The organism is Streptomyces sp. 147326 (assembly GCF_045000215.1).
GTDB lineage: Bacteria > Actinomycetota > Actinomycetes > Streptomycetales > Streptomycetaceae > Streptomyces.
Window position 1 is genome coordinate 4,211,901 of record NZ_CP134201.1, and the last position, 20,869, is coordinate 4,232,769.

General features: G+C 69.6%; 21 protein-coding genes and 1 tRNA gene. 6 read left to right on the forward strand and 16 right to left on the reverse strand.

What is annotated here, in order from left to right; translation table 11 throughout:
- Positions 1-79: 79 nt before the first annotated feature.
- Positions 80-2,665: an ATP-dependent chaperone ClpB gene (gene clpB / locus RIU97_RS18895; RefSeq protein WP_404958276.1), complete on the reverse strand. Its 2,586-nt coding sequence runs from the start codon at positions 2,663-2,665 to the stop codon at positions 80-82.
- A 121-nt stretch (positions 2,666-2,786) separates the two neighbouring features.
- On the opposite strand from clpB, the gene RIU97_RS18900 reads away from it, so the two are divergent.
- Positions 2,787-3,251, forward strand: a complete 465-nt coding sequence (locus tag RIU97_RS18900) for a pyridoxamine 5'-phosphate oxidase family protein (protein WP_404958278.1) — start codon at positions 2,787-2,789, stop codon at positions 3,249-3,251.
- A gap of 134 nt (positions 3,252-3,385) precedes the next feature.
- On the opposite strand, the gene RIU97_RS18905 is transcribed toward RIU97_RS18900, so the two are convergent.
- Entirely contained in the window at positions 3,386-3,667 is a 282-nt protein-coding gene (locus RIU97_RS18905; protein WP_051858941.1) for a (2Fe-2S)-binding protein, read from the reverse strand.
- Positions 3,668-3,696: 29 nt separating this feature from the next.
- Positions 3,697-3,957, reverse strand: coding sequence for a hypothetical protein (locus RIU97_RS18910; RefSeq protein WP_383567096.1), 261 nt, complete (start codon positions 3,955-3,957; stop codon positions 3,697-3,699).
- 102 nt (positions 3,958-4,059) lie between these two features.
- On the opposite strand from RIU97_RS18910, the gene RIU97_RS18915 reads away from it, so the two are divergent.
- Positions 4,060-5,133 carry a helix-turn-helix transcriptional regulator gene (locus RIU97_RS18915; protein ID WP_404958280.1) on the forward strand — a complete coding sequence of 358 codons (1,074 nt, stop codon included), beginning with the start codon at positions 4,060-4,062 and terminating at the stop codon, positions 5,131-5,133.
- Between the two features lie 60 nt (positions 5,134-5,193).
- Here the strand turns inward: RIU97_RS18915 and RIU97_RS18920 are convergent, their stop codons facing one another.
- Genes RIU97_RS18920 through dnaK form a run of 4 tightly spaced genes read right to left on the reverse strand, consistent with a single transcriptional unit; the run spans position 5,194 to position 9,400 of the window.
- The gene (locus RIU97_RS18920) at positions 5,194-5,664 is read right to left on the reverse strand and encodes a heat shock protein transcriptional repressor HspR (RefSeq protein ID WP_404958282.1); all 471 of its coding nucleotides are present in this window, start codon (positions 5,662-5,664) and stop codon (positions 5,194-5,196) included.
- Between the two features lie 2 nt (positions 5,665-5,666).
- Positions 5,667-6,851, reverse strand: coding sequence for a molecular chaperone DnaJ (gene dnaJ / locus RIU97_RS18925; RefSeq protein ID WP_404958284.1), 1,185 nt, complete (start codon positions 6,849-6,851; stop codon positions 5,667-5,669).
- A gap of 39 nt (positions 6,852-6,890) precedes the next feature.
- Positions 6,891-7,556: a nucleotide exchange factor GrpE gene (gene grpE, locus RIU97_RS18930; RefSeq protein ID WP_404958287.1), complete on the reverse strand. Its 666-nt coding sequence runs from the start codon at positions 7,554-7,556 to the stop codon at positions 6,891-6,893.
- Positions 7,556-9,400 carry a molecular chaperone DnaK gene (gene dnaK, locus RIU97_RS18935; RefSeq protein ID WP_362811249.1) on the reverse strand — a complete coding sequence of 615 codons (1,845 nt, stop codon included), beginning with the start codon at positions 9,398-9,400 and terminating at the stop codon, positions 7,556-7,558. Before dnaK ends, grpE begins: the two co-directional genes overlap by 1 nt.
- Positions 9,401-9,616: 216 nt before the next feature.
- On the opposite strand from dnaK, the gene RIU97_RS18940 reads away from it, so the two are divergent.
- Positions 9,617-10,153, forward strand: a complete 537-nt coding sequence (locus RIU97_RS18940) for a sugar transferase (RefSeq protein ID WP_404958289.1) — start codon at positions 9,617-9,619, stop codon at positions 10,151-10,153.
- A gap of 110 nt (positions 10,154-10,263) precedes the next feature.
- Complete coding sequence (locus tag RIU97_RS18945) at positions 10,264-12,834, forward strand: (Fe-S)-binding protein (protein ID WP_404958291.1); 2,571 nt, start codon at positions 10,264-10,266, stop codon at positions 12,832-12,834.
- 98 nt (positions 12,835-12,932) lie between these two features.
- Here RIU97_RS18945 and RIU97_RS18950 read toward each other — a convergent pair whose 3' ends face one another.
- Complete coding sequence (locus RIU97_RS18950; RefSeq protein WP_404958293.1) at positions 12,933-13,958, reverse strand: hypothetical protein; 1,026 nt, start codon at positions 13,956-13,958, stop codon at positions 12,933-12,935.
- 264 nt (positions 13,959-14,222) lie between these two features.
- Here RIU97_RS18950 and RIU97_RS18955 point away from each other — a divergent pair, with 264 nt between their 5' ends.
- Positions 14,223-15,158, forward strand: coding sequence for a Yip1 family protein (locus RIU97_RS18955; protein WP_404958295.1), 936 nt, complete (start codon positions 14,223-14,225; stop codon positions 15,156-15,158).
- Between the two features lie 84 nt (positions 15,159-15,242).
- Here the strand turns inward: RIU97_RS18955 and RIU97_RS18960 are convergent, their stop codons facing one another.
- Both RIU97_RS18960 and dcd read right to left on the reverse strand, forming a co-directional pair.
- The gene (locus RIU97_RS18960; protein ID WP_404958297.1) at positions 15,243-15,743 is read right to left on the reverse strand and encodes a phosphoribosyltransferase; all 501 of its coding nucleotides are present in this window, start codon (positions 15,741-15,743) and stop codon (positions 15,243-15,245) included.
- Entirely contained in the window at positions 15,740-16,327 is a 588-nt protein-coding gene (dcd, locus tag RIU97_RS18965; RefSeq protein WP_030009868.1) for a dCTP deaminase, read from the reverse strand. Before dcd ends, RIU97_RS18960 begins: the two co-directional genes overlap by 4 nt.
- A 454-nt stretch (positions 16,328-16,781) precedes the next feature.
- On the opposite strand from dcd, the gene RIU97_RS18970 reads away from it, so the two are divergent.
- Positions 16,782-16,855: transfer RNA gene (locus RIU97_RS18970), tRNA-Gly, on the forward strand.
- 51 nt (positions 16,856-16,906) lie between these two features.
- Here RIU97_RS18970 and RIU97_RS18975 read toward each other — a convergent pair.
- From RIU97_RS18975 to RIU97_RS19000, 6 genes are all read right to left on the reverse strand, one after another.
- The gene (locus RIU97_RS18975; RefSeq protein WP_404958299.1) at positions 16,907-18,052 is read right to left on the reverse strand and encodes a tyrosine-type recombinase/integrase; all 1,146 of its coding nucleotides are present in this window, start codon (positions 18,050-18,052) and stop codon (positions 16,907-16,909) included.
- Positions 18,052-18,264 (reverse strand): excisionase family DNA-binding protein, encoded by a 213-nt coding sequence (locus tag RIU97_RS18980; protein WP_404958301.1) that lies wholly within the window; start codon positions 18,262-18,264, stop codon positions 18,052-18,054. Before RIU97_RS18980 ends, RIU97_RS18975 begins: the two co-directional genes overlap by 1 nt.
- Positions 18,257-19,633, reverse strand: a complete 1,377-nt coding sequence (gene repSA / locus RIU97_RS18985; RefSeq protein ID WP_404958303.1) for a replication initiator protein RepSA — start codon at positions 19,631-19,633, stop codon at positions 18,257-18,259. The genes RIU97_RS18980 and repSA overlap by 8 nt, the downstream gene beginning before the upstream one ends.
- Positions 19,630-19,815, reverse strand: a complete 186-nt coding sequence (locus RIU97_RS18990) for a hypothetical protein (RefSeq protein WP_404958305.1) — start codon at positions 19,813-19,815, stop codon at positions 19,630-19,632. The genes repSA and RIU97_RS18990 overlap by 4 nt, the downstream gene beginning before the upstream one ends.
- Positions 19,816-19,904: 89 nt before the next feature.
- Complete coding sequence (locus tag RIU97_RS18995) at positions 19,905-20,453, reverse strand: diguanylate cyclase domain-containing protein (RefSeq protein ID WP_404958307.1); 549 nt, start codon at positions 20,451-20,453, stop codon at positions 19,905-19,907.
- A gap of 91 nt (positions 20,454-20,544) precedes the next feature.
- On the reverse strand, positions 20,545-20,865 hold the full coding sequence (locus RIU97_RS19000; protein ID WP_404958309.1) for a SpdD protein: 321 nt from the start codon (positions 20,863-20,865) through the stop codon (positions 20,545-20,547).
- Positions 20,866-20,869 lie beyond the last annotated feature (4 nt).

Sequence of the window (20,869 nt, forward strand, 5' to 3'; positions counted from 1 at the left end):
CCTCCCCCATCCCGCCTACCCCGTGTCCAGCCCCGCAGCGCCGATCCGCTGCGGGCGGACACGGGTCCGCCCGGCCGGGTCAGAGCGCCTTGCCGACCAGCAGGTCCTCGCCCGCCACGTCGACCCGTACGGTGTCGCCGTCGCGGACCTCGCCCGAGAGGATCTCCTTGGCCAGCCGGTCGCCGATCGCCGTCTGGATCAGGCGGCGCAGCGGCCGGGCGCCGTACGCCGGGTCGTTGCCCTTGACCGCCAGCCAGGCCAGGGCCTCGGGCGTGACGTCCAGGGTGAGGCGCCGGTCGGCCAGGCGCTTGGCCAGGCGGCCGATCTGCAGCTCGGCGATGTGCGCGAGCTCGTCGCCGGTCAGGGCGGAGAAGACCACCAGGTCGTCCAGGCGGTTCAGGAACTCCGGCTTGAAGCTCGCCCTGACCACCTCCAGGACCTTCTGCTTCTTGTCCTCCGCCGGGGTGAGCGGATCCATGAGGAACTGGCTGCCCAGGTTCGAGGTCAGGATCAGGATGGTGTTGCGGAAGTCCACGGTCCGGCCCTGGCCGTCCGTGAGGCGGCCGTCGTCCAGGACCTGGAGCAGGATGTCGAAGACCTCGGGGTGGGCCTTCTCCACCTCGTCCAGGAGCACCACGCTGTACGGGCGGCGGCGCACGGCCTCCGTCAGCTGACCGCCCTCCTCGTAGCCGACGTAGCCGGGCGGGGCGCCGACGAGGCGGGCCACGCTGTGCTTCTCGCCGTACTCCGACATGTCGATGCGGATCATGGCCCGCTCGTCGTCGAAGAGGAAGTCGGCGAGGGCCTTGGCCAGCTCCGTCTTGCCCACGCCCGTCGGGCCGAGGAAGAGGAAGGAGCCGGTCGGGCGGTCGGGGTCGGCGATGCCGGCGCGGGTGCGGCGCACGGCGTCCGAGACGGCTCGTACGGCCTCGCCCTGGCCGATCAGGCGGCGGCCCAGCTCGTCCTCCATGCGGAGCAGCTTCTGGGTCTCGCCCTCCAGCAGACGGCCCGCCGGGATGCCCGTCCAGGCGCCGACCACGTCCGCGATGTCGTCCGGGCCCACCTCGTCCTTGACCATCGTCCCCTTGGACGCCTCGGCCTCGGCCTCGGTGGCCTCCGCCAGCTCGCGCTCCAGGGTCGGGATCTCCCCGTAGAGCAGCTTGGAGGCGGTGTCGAAGTCCCCGTCGCGCTGGGCGCGCTCGGCCTGGCCGCGCAGGTCGTCCAGGCGCTCCTTGAGCTCGCCGACCCGGTTGAGGGACTGCTTCTCCTTCTCCCAGCGGGCGGTCAGGCCCCGCAGGTCCTCCTCCTTGTCCGCGAGGTCCTTGCGGATCTTCTCGAGGCGCTCCACCGAGGCCGGGTCGGACTCGTTCTTCAGCGCCAGCTCCTCCATGCGCAGCCGGTCCACGGAGCGCTGGAGCTCGTCGATCTCCAGGGGGGAGGAGTCGATCTCCATGCGCAGCCGGGACGCGGCCTCGTCGACGAGGTCGATGGCCTTGTCGGGGAGGAAGCGGGAGGTGATGTACCGGTCGGAGAGGGTCGCGGCGGCGACGAGGGCGCTGTCGTTGATGACGACCTTGTGGTGGGCCTCGTAGCGGCCCTTGAGCCCGCGCAGGATGGCGATGGTGTCCTCGACGGACGGCTCGGCGACCAGCACCTGCTGGAAGCGCCGCTCCAGCGCCGGGTCCTTCTCGATGCGCTCGCGGTACTCGTCGAGGGTGGTCGCGCCGACCATGCGCAGTTCGCCGCGGGCCAGCATGGGCTTGAGCATGTTGCCCGCGTCCATGGCGGAGTCGCCGCCGGCGCCCGCGCCGACGACCGTGTGCAGCTCGTCGATGAAGGTGATGATCTGCCCGTCGCTGGACTTGATCTCCGCGAGTACGGTCTTCAGGCGCTCCTCGAACTCGCCGCGGTACTTGGCGCCGGCGACCATCGCGCCGAGGTCCAGGGAGACCAGGCGCTTGTTCTTCAGGGACTCGGGGACGTCGCCCTTGACGATGCGCTGGGCCAGGCCCTCGACGACGGCCGTCTTGCCGACGCCGGGCTCGCCGATGAGCACCGGGTTGTTCTTCGTGCGGCGCGAGAGCACCTGCACGACGCGGCGGATCTCGTGGTCGCGGCCGATGACCGGGTCGAGCTTGCCCTCGCGCGCGGCCGCCGTGAAGTCCGTGCCGAACTTCTCCAGGGCCTTGTACTGACCCTCGGGGTCGGGGGTGGTCACCCGCCGTCCTCCTCGTGCGTTCTCGAAGGCGGCCAGCAGCTTCTTCGCGCTCGCGCCCTGGGCGGAAAGGACCTCAGCCGCCGCGCCGCCCTTGGCGGCGATGGCGATGAGCAGGTGTTCGGCGGAGAGGTACTCGTCGCCGAGCCTGCCCGCCTGCGCGTCGGCCTCGGCGAGTACGGCGAGCAGGTCGCGGGTGGGCTGCGGGGGCGCGACCGTGGAGCCGGTGACGCTGGGCAGGGCGGCCAGCAGCCGCTCCGCACCGGCCCGCACCTCGGCCTGGTCGGCCTCGGTGGCGGCCAGCAGGTCGGTGACGTTCTCGTTGTCCTCGCCGGCGAGCAGGGCCAGCAGCAGGTGCGCGGGGGTCAGGTCGGCGTGGCCGTCCGTGACGGCCCTGCTGGTGGCCGCGTTCAGCGCGTCCCGGCTCTTGTTGGTCAGCTCGGCGTCCACTGCTGTCTTCTCCTCTCCCCAAAGGGTAAATCCGACGAATCTGACAGAGACAACCTATGCAAAGTTGAGTCTATTCCACTCAAGGCAAGTGAGGACACCATCGGCCCGTACCCTTCGGCCCATGTCCCATGACGTACTCAACCCGACGCCCGAGTACCTCGCCTTCTGGCGGGAGCGGCACGTCTGCACGCTGACCACCCCGCGCCCCGACGGCACGCCCCACGTGGTGCCGGTGGGCGTGACGTACGACCCGGAGGCCGGGCTGGCACGGGTGATCAGCAACAAGCACAGCAAGAAGGTGCGCAACGTCCTCGCGGCGCAGCCGTCGGCGGAGTCGGCGCAGGGGGTTCCGGCGCAGGGGGTTCCGGCGCAGGCGGAGCCGGCGGGCGGAGCCCGGGTGGCGGTCTGCCAGATGGAAGGGCGCCGCTGGGCCACCCTCGAAGGGCGCGCGGTGATCCGTACGGACGAGACGTCGGTCGCCGACGCCGTGGCGCGCTACGCGCAGCGGTACGGCCGGACGCCGTCGCCCAATCCCGACCGCGTGGTCATCGAGATCACCCTGGACCGGGCCATGGGGCGCGCGTGAGCCGTTGATCCTTCATCTTGTCCGGTTCAGGCACTGGACGCGGGCATCACAACGGCGCCATCGTGGTCAGGTCCACGATGGCGCCGTTGTGTGGGGGTAGCGCCTGAGCGATCTGCAACGACGGGGGAATCGCTTCAGGCACTGCGGGGGGTGGCGGTGGTGATATCGGGTTCGAAGAGCTGGTGGTCGCGCTGATCGAGATTGACGAAGACCATTCCGTAGCGCACCTCGCAGCGGACGGGCTGCGGCGCGCCGCGCGGGCGGCGCAGGCACCGGTAGGCACGTACGTCCTCGTCCTCCTCGCGCACGACGACGATCGGTTGGCCGAACAGAGTGACCATCAACGAATCGCCAGCGTGGGGGATGGCCGTGGCGAGATCGATGAACTGCCACCCCGAGCGGTAGGCGGATGCCATCTCGCGGCGGAAACCGCGATCGTCGGGGGTCACGCGGACACCGTCACAGGAACCTCGGTCCAGCCTGTATCGCCACCCTCTCCACCCAGCCGGCCGCTGGTCCAGCCGGTGTCGGCGTACTTACCCACGGGAGCCGTGGTCCAGCCGGTGTCGAACTCCGTGCTCGTCAGGCTGGTGCCCTGACCGCCCCTAGCGCTCCCCGCGTCACTTTCGACGGCGCTGACTGCCCCAAAAACCGCAACGGCGGAGAAACCTATGGCAAGCACCGAGCGAAGCATTCTCTTGAACATGGTCGGCTTCGTCCTCACTTGATGGAATCCTCTCCCCCGCGTGTCAGACGATGGCTCATTCAGGCACGTCAATGCCACAGGGACGATGCATCATGTTCTTGCATGTTCAGGACCCTGGGGGGTGGAGATTTGACGCGAAACGAGACAATGGCGACACATCCCCACCCCGTCACGTCCATGTGCGCCGAGGGAACGCGGCTCTACGCGACCGCGCTGAGTACCGGCCGGATCGCCCGGGGCGAGATCCAGAACGCCCCCTGCCTGCTTGAATTCGCTCTTCTGCAGCCCGACCCGGATGACGCGAACCAACTGCGTCCGGTTCCCCCGTCCGTCGCTTTGGCTCAACGGCTCCATCCGATTGAACGTGAGATCCAGGACCGCCGGCGCAGCGCTGTAGATCTCACCGACACTTTCGAGCCTTTCCTGGCCATCAGCGCGCAGAGCCCGGCCAACACCCATGCCATCACCGTGCTGGAGGGCTTCGAGCGGATCAACGCCGCCCTCAACCTCGCGACGGCCGAATGCCACACCGAGGTGCTGACGGTACAGCCGGGCGGGGCCCGGCCCTCCGAGGCCCTCACGCAGGCCCTGGAACGCGACCAGCCGCTGATCGACCGCGGGGTCAGCATACGGACCCTCTACCAGCACACCGCACGGCACAGCCAGGGCACGCTCGCCTACGTGGACCGCATCTCCACGGGCAAGGTGGAGATCCGCACGCTGGAAGAGCTGATAGAGCGCCTCATCATCTTCGACCGCACGGTCGCCTTCATCCCGGTGAGCGACGACCGCCGGGTCGCACTGGAACTGCGCCACCCCGGCCTCGTCGACTACCTCATCAAGGTGTTCGAGCAGTTGTGGCACCGCGCCGTGCCCCTCCAGGAGGAAGTGACCTACCGGAGGACCCCCGGCGGGATCTCCGGCGTGCAGCGGACCATCGCGCAGCTCCTCATCGAGGGCCACGTCGACGAGGCCATCGCCCGCCGCCTCGGCATGAACGTCCGCACCTGCCGGGCCCACATCGCCAAGCTCGCCACGACCCTCGGCAGCGGCAGCCGCGCCCAGCTCGGCTACCTCATCGCCCAGTCGGGCATCCTGGGCCGGCCCACCGCCCCGGACCGGGACTGCGACGGGGACCTGGACCAGGACCCCGACGAGGACCGGGAAGGCCTCTAGAAAGCCGTCAGGCCCCGCCCTGGAGGGGCGGAGCCTGAACGTGCGCAAGAGGGACCGCGGTCAGTCCATCGGCCGCTTGGGGCTGGGTCGCCAGACGACCAGGGCACTGCCCGGCTGCGGGGGCTGGTACTTGACCAGGTCGCGCCGGTACGAGGCGTGCACCTGGGCCTCGCGGGCCTGCAGCGTGGCGGCCGCACCGTCCACCGCCGCGGCGAGCTCGGCCACGCGCTGCTGGAGCGCGGCGACCTGGTTCTCCAGTTCGATGATCCGCTTGATGCCCGCCAGGTTGATGCCCTCGTCCTGGGACAGCGCCTGCACCGTGCGGAGCAGTTCGATGTCGCGGGCCGAGTAGCGCCGGCCGCGGCCGGCCGTACGGTCCGGGGAGACCAGGCCGAGACGGTCGTACTGGCGCAGGGTCTGCGGGTGCAGACCCGAGAGCTGGGCGGCCACCGAGATCACGTAGACCGGGGTCTCGTCGGTGAGTTGGTAGCCCCCGCCCAAGCGGGAGGACTGTCGTCGGCGGCCGTCCATGCTCATGCTCCCTTCGCGGACTCGAACAGCGCGGAGCGCGGGTCCTCGGACTCCGTCGCCTCGCGGTACATCTCCAGCGCCTCACGGGCCTTGTCCGACAGCTCGGTCGGGACCGCGACCTCCACCGTCACCAGCAGGTCGCCGCGGGTGCCGTCCTTGCGGACCGCCCCCTTGCCGCGGGCCCGCATGGTCCGTCCGTTGGGGGTGCCCGGCGGCAGCTTCAGCGTCACCGAGGGGCCGTTCAAGGTCGGGACCTTGACGTCGGCACCCAGCGCCGCCTCCGCGAACGTCACCGGCACGGTCACCGTCAGATTGTCGTCCTTGCGGCCGAACACCGGGTGCGAATCGACGTGCACGACCACGTAGAGGTCACCGGCGGGACCGCCGCGCTCGCCCGGCGCGCCCTTGCCGCGCAGCCGGATCCGCTGGCCGTTGGAGACGCCCGCGGGGATCCGGACCTGCATGGTGCGCGAGGAACGGGCCCGGCCGCTGCCCTTGCAGACGTCGCAGGGGGTCTCCGCGATCAGGCCGCGGCCCTTGCAGTCCGCGCAGGGGTCGGTCAGCGAGAAGCCACCGCCGCTGCCCCGCGAGACCTGGCCGGTGCCGACGCAGGTCGGGCACACGCGGGGCGTGCCGTTCTTGTCGCCGGTGCCCGAACAGGCCTTGCAGGGTGCCTGGGAGGACATCCGGAGCGGGACCGTGGCCCCGTCCACCGCCTCCGTGAAGGAGAGGGTGACCTCCGACTCGATGTCCTGGCCGCGGCGCGGCTGGGTACGGGTGCCCGCACCCGGGCCGGTGCCGCGGTTGAAGAGGCCGCCGAAGACGTCGCCCAGGCCGCCGCCGAAGCCGCCGGCCTGACCGCCGCCCTGCTGGGTGCCGCCGAAGAGGTCGCCCAGGTCGAAGTTGAACGAGCCGCCGCCCCCGCCCGGACCGGGGCGGAAGCCACCGTTGCCGAACAGGGCGCGCGCCTCGTCGTACTCCTTGCGCTTCTTCGGGTCGCCGAGGATGTCGTTCGCCTCGGAGATCTCCTTGAAGCGCGCCTCGGCCGAGGCGTCGCCCTTGTTGGCGTCCGGGTGGAACTCGCGCGCGAGCTTCCGGTACGCCTTCTTGATCTCGGCCTCGGTGGCGTCCTTCGGGACACCGAGGACCTTGTAGTAGTCCTTCTCGACGAAGTCCTTCGTGCTCATCCCCGGTGTCCCTCCTCTCGTACCTCTACGTGTGGTGCATCAGCCCTCGTCGGGGGCATCCGCGTCCAAGCCCTCCGGCGCTTCGCCCTCCGCGACCGCTGCGTCGGAACCGGAGGACTTGGGGGCCGCGCCCGGCTGGGGCTCGGCCACCGCGACCCGTGCGGGACGGATCGTACGCTCGCCGATCCGGTACCCCGGCTGCAGGATCGCCACGCAGGTGTCCTCGGTGACATCCGGCGCGTACGAGTGCATCAGGGCCTCGTGGATCGTCGGGTCGAAGGGCTCGCCCTCCTTGCCGAACTGCTGCAGCCCCATCTTGGCGGCCACCGTCTCCAGCGATTCGGCCACCGACTTGAAGCCGCCGACCAGCTCGCCATGCTCCCGCGCCCGGCCGATGTCGTCCAGGGTCGGGAGGAGCTCCGTCAGGAGGGACGCGACCGCGATCTCCTTGACGGTGATCCGGTCCCGCTCCACCCGGCGGCGGTAGTTCTGGTACTCCGCCTGCAGCCGCTGGAGGTCCGCGGTGCGCTCGGAGAGCGCCGTACGGGCCTGGTCCAGCTGCGCCAGCAGCGCTGCATCCTGTGCTGCGTCCCCGGCCGGGGCCGCCGCCTCCTCCTTGGCGGAGTCGGCGGCCTTCGGCTCGTCGGGCGTGCCGTCGACGGGGACTTCGGGCTTCTCGTCAAAACCCGGGGTCTCCTCCGACATCAGGCAGCGCCACCCTTCGGCTTCTCGTCGTCGACGATCTCGGCGTCCACGACGTCGTCGTCGGCCTTGGCCTGCTGGGCACCCTCGGCACCGGCGGCGCCCTGAGCGGCCTGGGCGTCGGCGTAGATGGCCTGGCCGAGCTTCTGGCTGACCGCGGCGAGCTTCTCGGTCGCGGTGCGGATCTCGGCCGTGTCCTCGCCCTTGAGGGTCTCCTTCAGCTCGGAGACGGCGGCCTCGACCTCGGTCTTGACGTCGGCCGGGACCTTGTCCTCGTTGTCCTTGACGAACTTCTCCGTCTGGTAGACGAGCTGCTCGCCCTGGTTGCGGGACTCGGCCGCCTCCTTGCGACGGAGGTCCTCGTCCGCGTACTGCTCCGCCTCCTGGCGCATGCGGTCGACCTCGTCCTTGCCGAGCGAAGAGCCGCCGGTGACGGTCATCTTCTGCTCCTTGCCCGTGCCGAGGTCCTTGGCCGTGACGTGCATGATGCCGTTCGCGTCGATGTCGAAGGAGACCTCGATCTGCGGGACGCCACGCGGGGCCGGCGGCAGGCCGGTCAGCTCGAACATGCCGAGCTTCTTGTTGTACGCCGCGATCTCGCGCTCGCCCTGGTAGACCTGGATCTGCACGGACGGCTGGTTGTCCTCGGCCGTCGTGAAGATCTCGGACCGCTTGGTCGGGATCGTGGTGTTGCGCTCGATGAGCTTGGTCATGATGCCGCCCTTGGTCTCGATGCCGAGGGACAGCGGGGTCACGTCGAGGAGCAGGACGTCCTTGACCTCACCCTTGAGCACACCGGCCTGGAGGGTGGCGCCGATGGCGACGACCTCGTCCGGGTTGACGCCCTTGTTGGCGTCCTGACCGCCGGTGAGCTCCTTGACGAGCTCGGCGACGGCCGGCATGCGGGTGGAGCCGCCGACCAGGACCACGTGGTCGATCTCGGACAGCGCGATGCCGGCGTCCTTGATGACGTTGTGGAACGGGGTCTTGCAGCGGTCGAGCAGGTCCGCGGTCAGCTGCTGGAACTGGGCGCGCGTGAGCTTCTCGTCCAGGTGCAGCGGGCCCTCGGCGGAAGCCGTGATGTAGGGCAGGTTGATCGTGGTCTCCGTGGAGGAGGACAGCTCGATCTTCGCCTTCTCGGCGGCCTCGCGCAGACGCTGGAGCGCCATCTTGTCCTTGGACAGGTCGACGCCGTGGCCGTTGGCGAACTGCTTCACCAGGTAGTCGACGACGCGCTGGTCCCAGTCGTCGCCACCGAGGTGGTTGTCACCGTTGGTGGCCTTGACCTCGACGACGCCGTCGCCGATCTCCAGGAGCGACACGTCGAAGGTGCCGCCACCGAGGTCGAAGACGAGAATGGTCTGGTCGTCCTTGTCGAGACCGTAGGCCAGGGCGGCGGCGGTCGGCTCGTTGACGATGCGCAGGACGTTCAGACCCGCGATCTCACCGGCCTCCTTCGTCGCCTGACGCTCGGAGTCGTTGAAGTAGGCCGGGACGGTGATGACCGCGTCCGTGACCTTCTCGCCCAGGTACGCCTCGGCGTCGCGCTTCAGCTTCTGCAGGATGAAGGCGCTCATCTGCTGCGGGTTGAAGTCCTTGCCATCCAGGTTGATCTTCCAGTCAGTGCCCATGTGGCGCTTGACGGAGCGGATGGTCCGGTCCACGTTCGTGACCGCCTGGCGCTTGGCCACCTCGCCGACGAGGACCTCGCCGTTCTTGGCGAAGGCGACGACGGACGGCGTGGTCCTGGCGCCCTCGGCGTTGGTGATGACGGTGGGCTCGCCGCCTTCCAGAACGCTGACGACGGAGTTAGTGGTGCCCAGGTCGATGCCGACCGCACGTGCCATTTCAATTCCTCCAGCTGACTTGAGTGGAACAGACTCAACCATGCCGTATCGCTGCGCTGGCGTCAACAGAGCTGAGTCGGGTCGGCTCAACCTTTAGCTGCCGCTTACGCGCAACCCTGCCGGAGGGGGCTGAGGAATGGCGGAGCCGGGGCCGAACGGGTCACCGTGGCCGCGCGCCACCGCAAGACCGCCGGAGGCATGCGGCAACGTGCTGGCGTGCCGCTCACACTCACCGCCCCCCGGCTACGGGTCCGCGTACCCACGGCCCCGCCGGCGAAAAGGGTGGTCGACCTCGTCGGAGCGGCGATCCTGCTGACCCTGCTCGCACCGGCCCTGGCCCCGGCAGCCGCGCTGCTGTGCGCGACCCAGGGCGGCCGCCCCTTCGTGCGGGAGCCCGCCGCCGGCCTGGCCGGGAGGCCGTTCCGCACGTGGCGGCTCCGCACCGACGGCACGGGCCGGCTCGGCACGGCCCTGGACCGCTGCGCCCTCGACGGGCTCCCCCAGCTGATCAACGTGCTCCGCGGTGAGATGTCGCTGGTCGGGCCGCGCCCGGAAGCCCGTACGGACCGCCCCGACCGGCTGTTCGTGCGCCCCGGAATGACCGGATTGTGGCAAGTGAGCGCGCGCTCGGACCTCCCCTGGGAGGAGATGGTTCTGCTGGACCGGCATTATGTGGAGAACCACTGGCTCGGGATGGACCTCGCGATCCTTGCGCAGACCCCGCGGGCGGCCTACAGACAAAGGCTCGCCTGAGCGACACAGATCACCGCACGCTCGGCTACATTGCGGCGTCGGGAATGGGTAACCTCAAGCCTTGACTTCATAAGTTACCGCTTAGTAAGTGCCGCCCGAGGAGCCTTCCCATGCAACTCGCCGCGATCATCGTGTCGCTGGTCCTGACCGTGGTCGGCGTCGCGCTGCTCGCCCGAGCCGTGGCGCAGATCTACCGTTTCGTGAAGCTCGGCCAGGCCGTGCCGGCCGGCAGCCGCACGGACGACCCAAAGGCCCGAACCCTCACCCTCGTCCGGGAGTTCCTCGGGCACAGCCGGATGAACCGCTGGGGCATCGTCGGCTTCGCGCACTGGTTCGTCGCGATCGGCTTCCTGACGCTGCCGCCCACCCTCGCGCAGGCGTACGGCCAGCTGTTCCAGGCCGACTGGACGCTGCCGATCGTCGGCGGCTTCCTGCCGTTCGAGCTCTACATCGAGTTCATCGGCTTGATGACGGTCGTCGGCATCGTCATCCTGATGGCGATCCGACTGCTCAGCCTGCCCTCGCGGGCCGGCCGCAAGTCGCGCTTCACCGGCTCGAAGGCCTGGCAGGCGTACTTCGTCGAATACATCATCCTCACCATCGGCCTCGCGATCCTGTGCCTGCGCGGCCTCGAGGGCGCGATCCACCACGTGGACTCGTACGAGCCGGCGTACTTCGTCTCGTACCCGCTGGTCCTGGCCTTCAAGGGGCTCTCTGCGAGCGCGCTGCAGAACGCCATCTACTTCACCGCGATGATCAAGATCGGCACCTCGCTGATCTGGATGATCGTCGTCTCGCTCAACACCAACATGGGTGTCGCCTGGCACCGCTTCCTCGGCTTCCCGAACATCTGGTTCAAGCGGAACGCGGACGGCGCGGTCGCGCTCGGCGCGCTCCAGCCGATGACCAGCGGCGGCAAGGTCATCGACTTCGAGGACCCGGGCGAGGACGACGTCTTCGGCGTCTCCCAGGTCGAGCAGTTCTCCTGGAAGGGCATCCTCGACTTCTCCACGTGTACGGAGTGCGGTCGCTGCCAGTCGCAGTGCCCGGCCTGGAACACGGGCAAGCCGCTCTCCCCGAAGCTCCTCATCATGTCGCTGCGCGACCACGCGCACGCCAAGGCCCCGTACCTGCTCGCCGGCGGCGGCAAGGACATGGAGGGCAACGAGAAGGCCACGGCCGAGCAGCTGAAGGACGTCCCGGCCGCGGCCATCGCGGAGGCCGAGCGCCCGCTGATCGGCACCGTCGAGGAGAACGGCGTCATCGACCCGGACGTGCTGTGGTCCTGCACGACCTGCGGTGCGTGCGTGGAGCAGTGCCCGGTCGACATCGAGCACATCGACCACATCGTCGACATGCGCCGCTACCAGGTGATGATCGAGAGCGCGTTCCCGTCCGAGGCGGGCACGATGCTCAAGAACCTGGAGAAGAAGGGCAACCCCTGGGGCCTGGCGAAGAAGCAGCGCGTCGAGTGGACCAAGGAGGTGGACTTCGAGGTCCCGATCATCGGCAAGGACGCGGAGGACCTCTCCGAGTTCGACTACCTCTACTGGGTCGGCTGCGCCGGCGCGCTGGAGGACCGGGCCAAGAAGACCACGAAGGCCTTCGCGGAGCTGCTGAACATCGCGGGCGTCAAGTTCGCGATCATGGGCGGCGACGAGAAGTGCACCGGTGACTCGCCGCGCCGCCTGGGCAACGAGCCGCTGTTCCAGCAGCTGGGCCAGGAGAACGTCGCCATGCTGAACATGGCGTTCGGCGAGGACGACGACGACCCGGAGACGAAGAAGCCGAAGTCGGCGAAGCGGATCGTCTCGACCTGCCCGCACTGCTTCAACACCATCGCGAACGAGTACCCGCAGCTGGGCGGCGAGTACGAGGTCATCCACCACACGCAGCTGCTGCAGCACCTGATCGACGAGGGCCGGCTGACGCCGGTCACGCCGGTGGACGGCCTGATCACGTACCACGACCCCTGCTACCTGGGCCGGCACAACAAGATCTACACGCCGCCGCGCGAGATCATGTCGGCCGTGCCGGGGCTGCGCCAGCAGGAGATGCACCGCCACAAGGAGCGGGGCTTCTGCTGTGGCGCCGGTGGCGCGCGGATGTGGATGGAGGAGCGGATCGGCAAGCGCATCAACAATGAGCGTGTCGACGAGGCCCTGTCCCTGAACCCCGACATCGTCTCCACCGCCTGCCCGTTCTGCCTCGTCATGCTGACCGACTCGGTCAACGGCAAGAAGAACGACGGCAAGGCGAAGGAGTCCGTGCAGGTCGTCGACGTGGCGCAGCTGCTGCTGGAGTCGGTCAAGACGCCCGGCCCCACGGAGGCGGAGCTCGCGGCCGCGGCGGCGGAGGCGGAAGCCGAGGCGGCTGCCGCGGCGGAGGCCGAGGCGGAGGCCGAGGCCGCTGCCGCCGCGAAGGCGGAGGCCGAGGCGAAGGCCAAGGCTGAGGCCGAGGCGAAGGCTGCTGCGGAGGCGAAGGCTGCTGCGGAGGCGAAGGCCAAGGCTGAGGCCGAGGCAGAGGAGAAGGCCGAGCCGGAGGCCGAGGCCGAGGCCGAGCCGGAGGGTGCGGCGGAAGCCGAGGCCGAGCCGGAGGCCGAGGCCAAGGCCGGGGCGGAGCCCGTTGCGGAGCCCGAGGCAGAGGCAGCCGCGGAGGCCAAGCCCGAGGACGCCAAGTAGCGCCGGCCCGCACCAGCGGAACGAAACGCTGAACGGAACGGCCGGTCCCCACTCCAGGGGCCGGCCGTTCCGGCGTTCAGGAAGCGGAGCGGCGGGGCTCAGCCCTCGCCCCCCGTACGGCGGCGCCTCAGCAGGGCGAAGCCGAGCCCGGCCGCGCCCGCAGAGGCCATGCTGCCGCCCGCGGCGACCAGCACCGGCGCCGCGCCCTCCGACGGGGCGACCCCCTCCGCACCGGCCTTCACGCCGCCCTTCGGAACGACCTTGACGTCCCGCTTCACGTCCTTCTTCACCGGGTCGACCGTGTACTTCTCGATCAGCCGGCCGCTGAAGTCGTACACCCAGCTGTTCCCGCCGCCCTTGCCGTCGATGACGACGAACTTCACGCGCTTGCCGTCCTGGACGAGCTTGTACGTCCAGCCGTCGTTCTGCGTGCTCGGACGCTTCAGGTCGATCGTGCCCAGGGCATGGCCGTTCGGCACGGAGATCTCGACGCGCTTGCCGTTCGCGCCGTCGACCAGCTTCGCGATCCGCCCGTCGGGCAGGGTGACGCGCACCGAGCTCTCCTTCCTGACCTCCGGCTTCACGTCCTTCTTCACGTCCTGCTCGACGTCCGGCTTCGGCTTCGGGTTCGGCTTCGGCGCGCCCTCGATCCACGAGGTCACGGTGCCGTTCGGCTGGAGCACGACGTGCAGGCCGTTGTTCTGCCCGTACGCCGCGGCCCCGCCCTTGCTGACCAGCGTGTCCAGCTTGGTCGGGCCGGCGAAGACGTCCGCCTCGAAGTGGTTGTCGCCGATCTTGTAGACCTTGGCGACGGAGCCGTCCGCCAGCTTCACGGTGGTGACGTACGCCCGGACGCCCGGCTTCGGCTTGGCGGGCGCAGGCGTGGGCCGCGGCGTCGGCGGCACGGACGGGTCGACGGAGGGCGCAACGGGCGGCACCACGGGCGGTTCCACCGACGGGTCGACCGACGGCCGCTCGATGCCCGGCAGTACCTCCGGCTCCGGGACGTCCGGCGAATCCGCGAAGGCGGACCCGACGGGGAGGGCCAGGACGGCGGCCGCGCCGGTGACGACGGCGGCGGTACGGAGGGTGGTTCGGCGGGTGGTTCGGCGGGTGCTGCGCATGGTGTGGGCTCTTCCTCGTGCTCGTGCGTACGTACGTACTCGTTCGTGCTGCGGGGCGGCGACGAACACGAAGCTACGGGCCCGATATATGCATATTCCGTCGGCAACGTAACAGAGAGCCGCAGACTGTGGCGCAGCCACGTAAACCGGACACTCGGTAGGGCCCTCGGGGTACCCCTAGGGGATGTCACAGGTCAGCCGCAAAGGGTGCGTTATCCGGGCGACCGTCCACCGGAGTCCGCGGGACCAGGTACGTTCGATCACGTGGCTGGATTCAGGATCGGACGCGGCCGGGACAACAACCGCACTCCGCAACAACCCCCGCAGCAGCAGCAGTCGTACGGCCGGCAGCAACCGCCGCCCTACGGCCAGCAGCCCTACCCTCCCGCCGGAGGCCCACCTCCGCAGCAGCAGTGGCCGCAGCCGGGCGGCGGGGGCCACGGCGAGCCGGAGTACTTCGACCCGTACGGACAGCAGCCGCCGCACCCGCAGCAGCAGCCCCCGTACGGCCACGGAGGCCCCGGGGGCGGCGGTCACGGTGGCGGCGGTGGCTACACCAACGACAACCCGGGGCACACCCAGGTCTTCGCGGTCGGGGAGGACCCGTACGGCCAGGGCGCGACCTACCAGGCGGGTGCGGCCGCGGCCGCGCCGGCCGGGCCGCGGCTGCCGTGGAAGGAGCTCCTGCGCGGCATCGTGACGCGGCCGGGCCAGACCTTCCTGCAGATGCGCGACTACTCCGTCTGGGGTCCCGCGCTGATCGTGACCTTCCTCTACGGTCTCCTCGCGGTCTTCGGCCTCGACGACGCCCGCGAGGACGTGATCAACGCGACCCTGTCGAAGGCCGTCCCGATCGTCCTCTCCGCCGGCGTGGCCTTCGTCATCTGCGGTCTGATCCTGGGCGCGGTCACCCACACGCTGGCGCGTCAGCTGGGCGGCGACGGCACGTGGCAGCCGACGGTGGGCCTGTCCATGCTGATCATGTCCATCACGGACGCGCCGCGCCTGCTGTTCGCGGTGTTCCTCGGCGGCGACAACATGGTCGTGCAGATCCTCGGCTGGGCCACCTGGGTGGCGGCCGGAGCGCTCTTCACCTCGCTGGTCAGCAAGTCGCACGACCTGCCGTGGCCGAAGGCGCTGGGCGCCTCCGCGATCCAGCTGATCGCACTCCTGTCGATCATCAAACTGGGCACCATCTAGCCCGCGCACGCAAAAGGCCCGCCGCGCAGCCTCTGCGCGGCGGGCCTTCGCATGTTCCGTACTCGGTACTCCGGACTCCGTCGCCTAGGCGTCGAGGACCTGACCCTCACGCTTCACGACGGGCGGTTCGACCGACCAGGGGAAGTTGATCCACTCGTCGGTCTTCTTCCACACGTACTCGCACTTCACGAGCGAGTGGGACTTCTCGTAGATGACGGCGGAGCGCACCTCGGCGACGTGGCCCAGGCAGAAGTCGTGGACGAGCTTCAGCGTCTTGCCCGTGTCGGCCACGTCATCGGCGATGAGGACCTTCTTGTCGGTGAAGTCGATCGCCTCGGGCACGGGCGCCAGCATGACCGGCATCTCCAGCGTGGTCCCCACACCGGTGTAGAACTCGACGTTCACCAGGTGGATGTTCTTGCAGTCGAGCGCGTAGGCCAGCCCACCGGCGACGAACACGCCGCCACGGGCGATGCTGAGAATGATGTCGGGCTCGTACCCGTCGTCGGCGATGGTCTGCGCGAGCTGCCGCACGGCCCGCCCGAAGCCCTCGTAGTCGAGGTTCTCGCGTACTGCGTCACTCATGCTTCGTGCCTCACCTGGGTGCGGTGGAAGTTCTGGAAGGAGCGCGAGGCGGTCGGACCGCGCTGCCCCTGGTACCTGGACCCGTACCGCTCGCTGCCGTACGGGAACTCCGCGGGCGAGCTGAGCCGGAACATGCACAGCTGCCCGATCTTCATACCCGGCCAGAGCTTGATCGGCAGCGTGGCGAGGTTCGACAGCTCCAGGGTCACGTGGCCCGAGAACCCGGGGTCGATGAACCCGGCGGTCGAATGCGTCACCAGGCCGAGGCGGCCCAGGCTGGACTTCCCCTCCAGTCTGGAGGCGATGTCGTCGGGCAGCGAGATGACCTCGTAGGTGGAGGCGAGCACGAACTCACCCGGGTGCAGGATGAAGGCCTCGTCACCCTCCGGCTCGACCATCCGGGTCAGGTCCGCCTGCTCGATCGCCGGATCGATGTGGGCGTACCGGTGGTTCTCGAACACCCGGAAGAACCGGTCGAGACGTACATCGATGCTGGAGGGCTGCACCATCGATTCCTCGAACGGGTCGATGCGAACCCGTCCGCTGTCGATCTCGGCCCGGATGTCTTTGTCAGAGAGAAGCACGTCCCGAGGATACGCAGAGCGCGCGGGCCACCCCCAATCGAGAGCGGCGCCCGCGCGCCCGTCCGCTACCGCTTGACCGCCCCGACGGGCACGGCGTGCCGCAACCGCGCGCACCGCGGACACCGCAGCAGCCGCCCGGGCCCGATCCGGCCGGCACCGAGGTGCTGCAGCGGGAAGGAGGCGGTACTGAAAACGTGCCCTTCGGCACAACGGACGACGGTGTGCTCCATCGAGTCCCTTTCCCCAACGAGCCGTACTGCGACGAATCGCCACATTAGGGGATGATCGGCACCCACTCCAGCCGCCGCTCCGCACCCACACGGTACGCCCCAACTCCCGCACGCACACGCCTCGGTGCACACCACACACGACGACGACCCCGCGGTAAATTCACCGGGGGTCGATCATGAGGTAGAGTGGGCGACGATGGAGCTCCAGGCAACTGGCCCACCGTGCGGATGTAGTTTAATGGTAGAACATGAGCTTCCCAAGCTTATAGCGCGGGTTCGATTCCCGTCATCCGCTCCATAGCAAAGCCCCAGGTCAGTGACCCGGGGCTTTTGTGTTGCCTAGACCTTTCTAATGGTCCCGTGCCAGATCCGTGCCAGAAGCCTTGGCCCGCATGGCCCGCACCCGCGCGTCGATCCCCGCTGCAACTTCCTGCTGCCGCTCCAGGTTGGAGTGCTGGTAGATCATGGCCGCCTTCTCCGAGGACTGGCCGGCCCGCACCATCGTGTCCTTGAGGGTGGCGCCGGACTGGGTTGAGAGGGTGTGCCCGGTGTGACGAAGGTCGTACAGCGTGAAGCCCTCCGGGAGTCCCACCTTCTTCCGGGCTTTCTTCCACTTCCGTCCAAAGGTCGTCCGCCGAAACGGAGCGCCCCGCTCCCCCACGAAGAGCAGCCCGTCCGGCTTTTGCTCCGCGTACAGATACATGTGGAGCTTGAGATCACCTGTCATGAAGTCCGGCAGGACGATGAACCGCTTACCTGCCTCAGACTTGGCCTCGCCTGGGGCCCGCTTCCCGGTATTCAGTTCGGGCTCGGCGGTCCGCACCCAGACGCCGTTGTTCGCCAGGTCGACGTCAGGCCGGCGCAGGGCTGCTTGCTCCTCCGGCCGGGCCGGACCATAAGCGGCGATGTAGACGAGCAGCCGCCAGCGCGGCCCGAGCTCTCGGGCAAGCTCATCGACCTGGTCGACGGTGGCGGTCGGCCGTTCTGCAGGTGACTCTTTCCCCGCGCCCTTGATCCGGCAGGGGTTCCGGCGGATCAACTCGTCGTCGGCAGCGGTCTCCATGATCGCCTTGAGCAGTCTGTAGGCCTTGGCCACGGTCGTGGCCCCCGTCTCCTTGAGCCGCTCGGCCCGCCAGGTCCGCACCCGAGGCGGAGTGATCTCGTCGAGGTCCTGGTCCTCGAAGGCCGGCAGCAGGTGCAGCCTCAACAGCCGGCGGTACAGCTCGTCGGTCGTGGCAGCGAGCCCCCGTTCGTCCACCCACTGGAGCGCGTACTCACGGAAGTTGACCGCCCCGGCGTCCGGGTCCCGCCAATCCCCCTTGTTGATCTCGGTCTGCTTCTCGGCGAGCCAATCGTCCGCGTCCCGTGTGGTCGCGAAGGTCTCTGGTGCTGGGCGCATCACCCCGTCGGGACCGGGATAGCGAGCCTGGATCCGTCCCGATGGCAGCTTGCGTATGGCCCCGAACCGGCGCCGTCTGCCCTTGTTGTTGGCCATCAGGCAGCCCTCCGGAATCGGGAGCGGTGAGGCCTGCGCGGCTCGACGGTGTGCGCGGCGATGTACTCCCGTACCGCGCTCTCGGCTATTCGCACGTGCGTGCCGACCTTGACGTACCGGATGCGACGCTCGGCGACCAAGCGGCGGGGGAACCGGACGGTGGTGCCGAGCAGTTCGGCGACCTGGACGACGCTGAGGTAGCGCTCATTCATGCTGCTCTCCTTGCAGGGCTTCGCGGGCGGTCAGCCGGTTGAGCTGGATGTCGCGGGCGATGGTGGCGGCGAGGACGGATTCGCCGGGAGTGTGGCCGTGGCCGGCGTACTGCCAGGAGGCGAGGACGAGCACGGTGTCCGGCTCGATATCGGCGAGGCCGCGAGCTTCACGCTCTTGGGCGGCCCGGTAGTCGGCTCGGGTCTGGCGGAGGGCACCGAGGGTGGTGGAGTACTGGCGGGACTTGGTGGAGAAGTGCCCGCGGAAGCCGAGCATGTGGGACCAGCCCGCGAGTCGACGGTCGGGGTAGAGCGGGTCGAGGTCGAGGCAGGCCGCGATGAGGCGGGCGGTGTGGTCGGGCACGTCCAGGAGGACCAGGGCCTCGCGGTTTCCGATCCGGCGGTCGAGGGTGCCGGTGTTCTCGGCGGCTTTGGTCGCGTACTTGGCGACGTAGGAGGCGACAGCCTGCTCGGTGATGTCGGAGCCGTCGCCGAATGCCTTGATCGGGCGTATGTCGAGTTGGGTGCCCCAGCGGAAGGTGCGGGCGGGCTGGTCGGAGGCGGCCGGGACACCGACCGAGGTGTAGGAGTGGGCGACAGCGGCCCAGATCGAGCGATCGAGGAGCTCCGTGCTGGCCCAGTACGGCGGAGGGCTGGAAGGGCCGTCCGGTCCGTCGATCCGGATCACGGCGTGGAAGTGGATCGCCCCACGCTTCTGAAACTCGGCGACCTTGCCGTAGGAGATCCGGGCCTCCTCCTTCAGCTCGCGCTGGGTCAGCCCTGCGGAGGCAGCGATCTCCCGGCGCAAGCGCGTCGTGAACCGCTGCCAGAGCTGTCCGGCGTGGTTGTTGAAGAGGACCGCGGCGGCGTAGTCGTAGGTGGTCGGGTCGAGGGCTGTGCCGAGTTCGGCGTCGTGCTCCTGGTGGTGCTTGCCGCAGCGGCAGGGACGGCCGGCGGGGCGGTTGTGGACGGGGCCGAAGGAGGGGGCGGTGAGGGTGGCGAAGACGCGGGGGTGTTCGCGGACGGTGGCGGGGATGTCGCGGCGGTCGTCTCCGGCGAGGCCGGCGCGGATCAGGTGGTAGGTGTCGCCCGCGTAGGTCCAGGCGCAGGCGGGGCAGCGGGAGGCTCGGCGGTTGCCGCATGCGATGCGGAGGCGGGCGCCGGGTTCGTTCTCGGTGGAGTAGCGGTGGAGGAGCTCGCCGGAGGTCTTGTCCTTGGTGACGGTCCAGCCGGTGATGTGGATCGGGTCGGAGCAGCCGCCGGTGCGGCGGATCTGGTCTTCCCAGCGGGCGTAACCGGGAGCCCCGGCCACCTTCAGCATGTCGCCGAGGAGGCCGGGGTCCAGGTCCGCGAGGGTCGCGGAGTCGGTCACGCCGTCACTGTCCGGTGAGGCCGGCGGATGGAGCGGTGGCCGGTGCCCTGGCAGGCCGGGCAGTGGGCGGTGATGGTGCGCAGGGCGCCGGTGTGGTCGCGGCCGCCGAGGGTGATGTGCACGGCGGGGAAGCCGTCGCAGTTCGGGCAGACCTTGGGCGGGGTGTGGTTGGGCTGGGTCATGATGGTCGTCCTTTCGATCGCGGTTGGAAGGGGCCGGTTCGTCCGGGCGGCGGCGATGCTTGGCGGCTTGTGCGCCGCCCGGAGGCCGGTCAGTGAGAGGTGTGGTGCTGGCCTCGGCGGCCGGTGGTGCCTTTGGCCGCGTACATGGAGGCGTCTGCGGCGGCGAGGGCCTCGGGAAGGCCACGTACGGGCAGGTCCGCGAGGCGGCAGGAGCCGATGGAGACGGAGACGGGGAGCCAGTGCCCCTCGTACGTCAGTGGGGCGTTGAGGATCGCCGTCAGGCCGTTCAGGTGCGGGTGCCGGTGGACGGCGACGAACTCGTCTCCGCCGAGGCGTCCGGCGAAGCCGTAGCGGTCGCACCAAGCGGTGAGGCGGGTTGCAGTGGCCGCGAGGGCGGCGTCTCCGGCGGCGTGGCCGTGGGTGTCGTTGAGGGTCTTGAAGTCGTCCAGGTCGAGGAGGAGGACGACGGAGTCTCGGTGCCGGCGGATGAAGCGCTCCGCTCGTGCGGTCCATCCGGCGCGGGTGTGGAGGCCGGTGAGCGGGTCGCGGCGGGCGGCGGCGAGGCGGTGGGCCAGCAGGCCGGAGTGAGCGGCCCAGCCGACGAGCGGCAGGCATAAGGCGAGCGATTGGGTGTCCACGATGCTCCTTCGTGCGGTCGGAAGTGGTGGTGTGCGGGCTCCGGGCACGGCGATGCTTGGCGGCTTGTGGCGCCCCTCGGAGACCAGTGGGTCAGTGGTTCTTGAACTCCTGGCGCAAGGCCCGGACAAGGAAGAGCACGACGACCGCGCTGATGGACAGGGCGACCGCGGTGACGGCCACGGCCAGGAGCAGCGAGACGGCGACGGAGGCCAGGGCGAGGACTCCGGCGACTGCGCCGGCGGCGAGGGCGAGCGTGGCGCCGGGCGAGTGCTGGACCAGGCCGCTCAGGGTGTTCGGGGCCTTGGCGGTCACCGGGGCCGGGGCGGGCTCCGGGTGCTGGGCGGGTGCGGGGGTCGGGCGGATGGTTGCCGGGGTGTAGGTGTCGGGGCTGGGGTACTTGGGTTTGAACACGGCT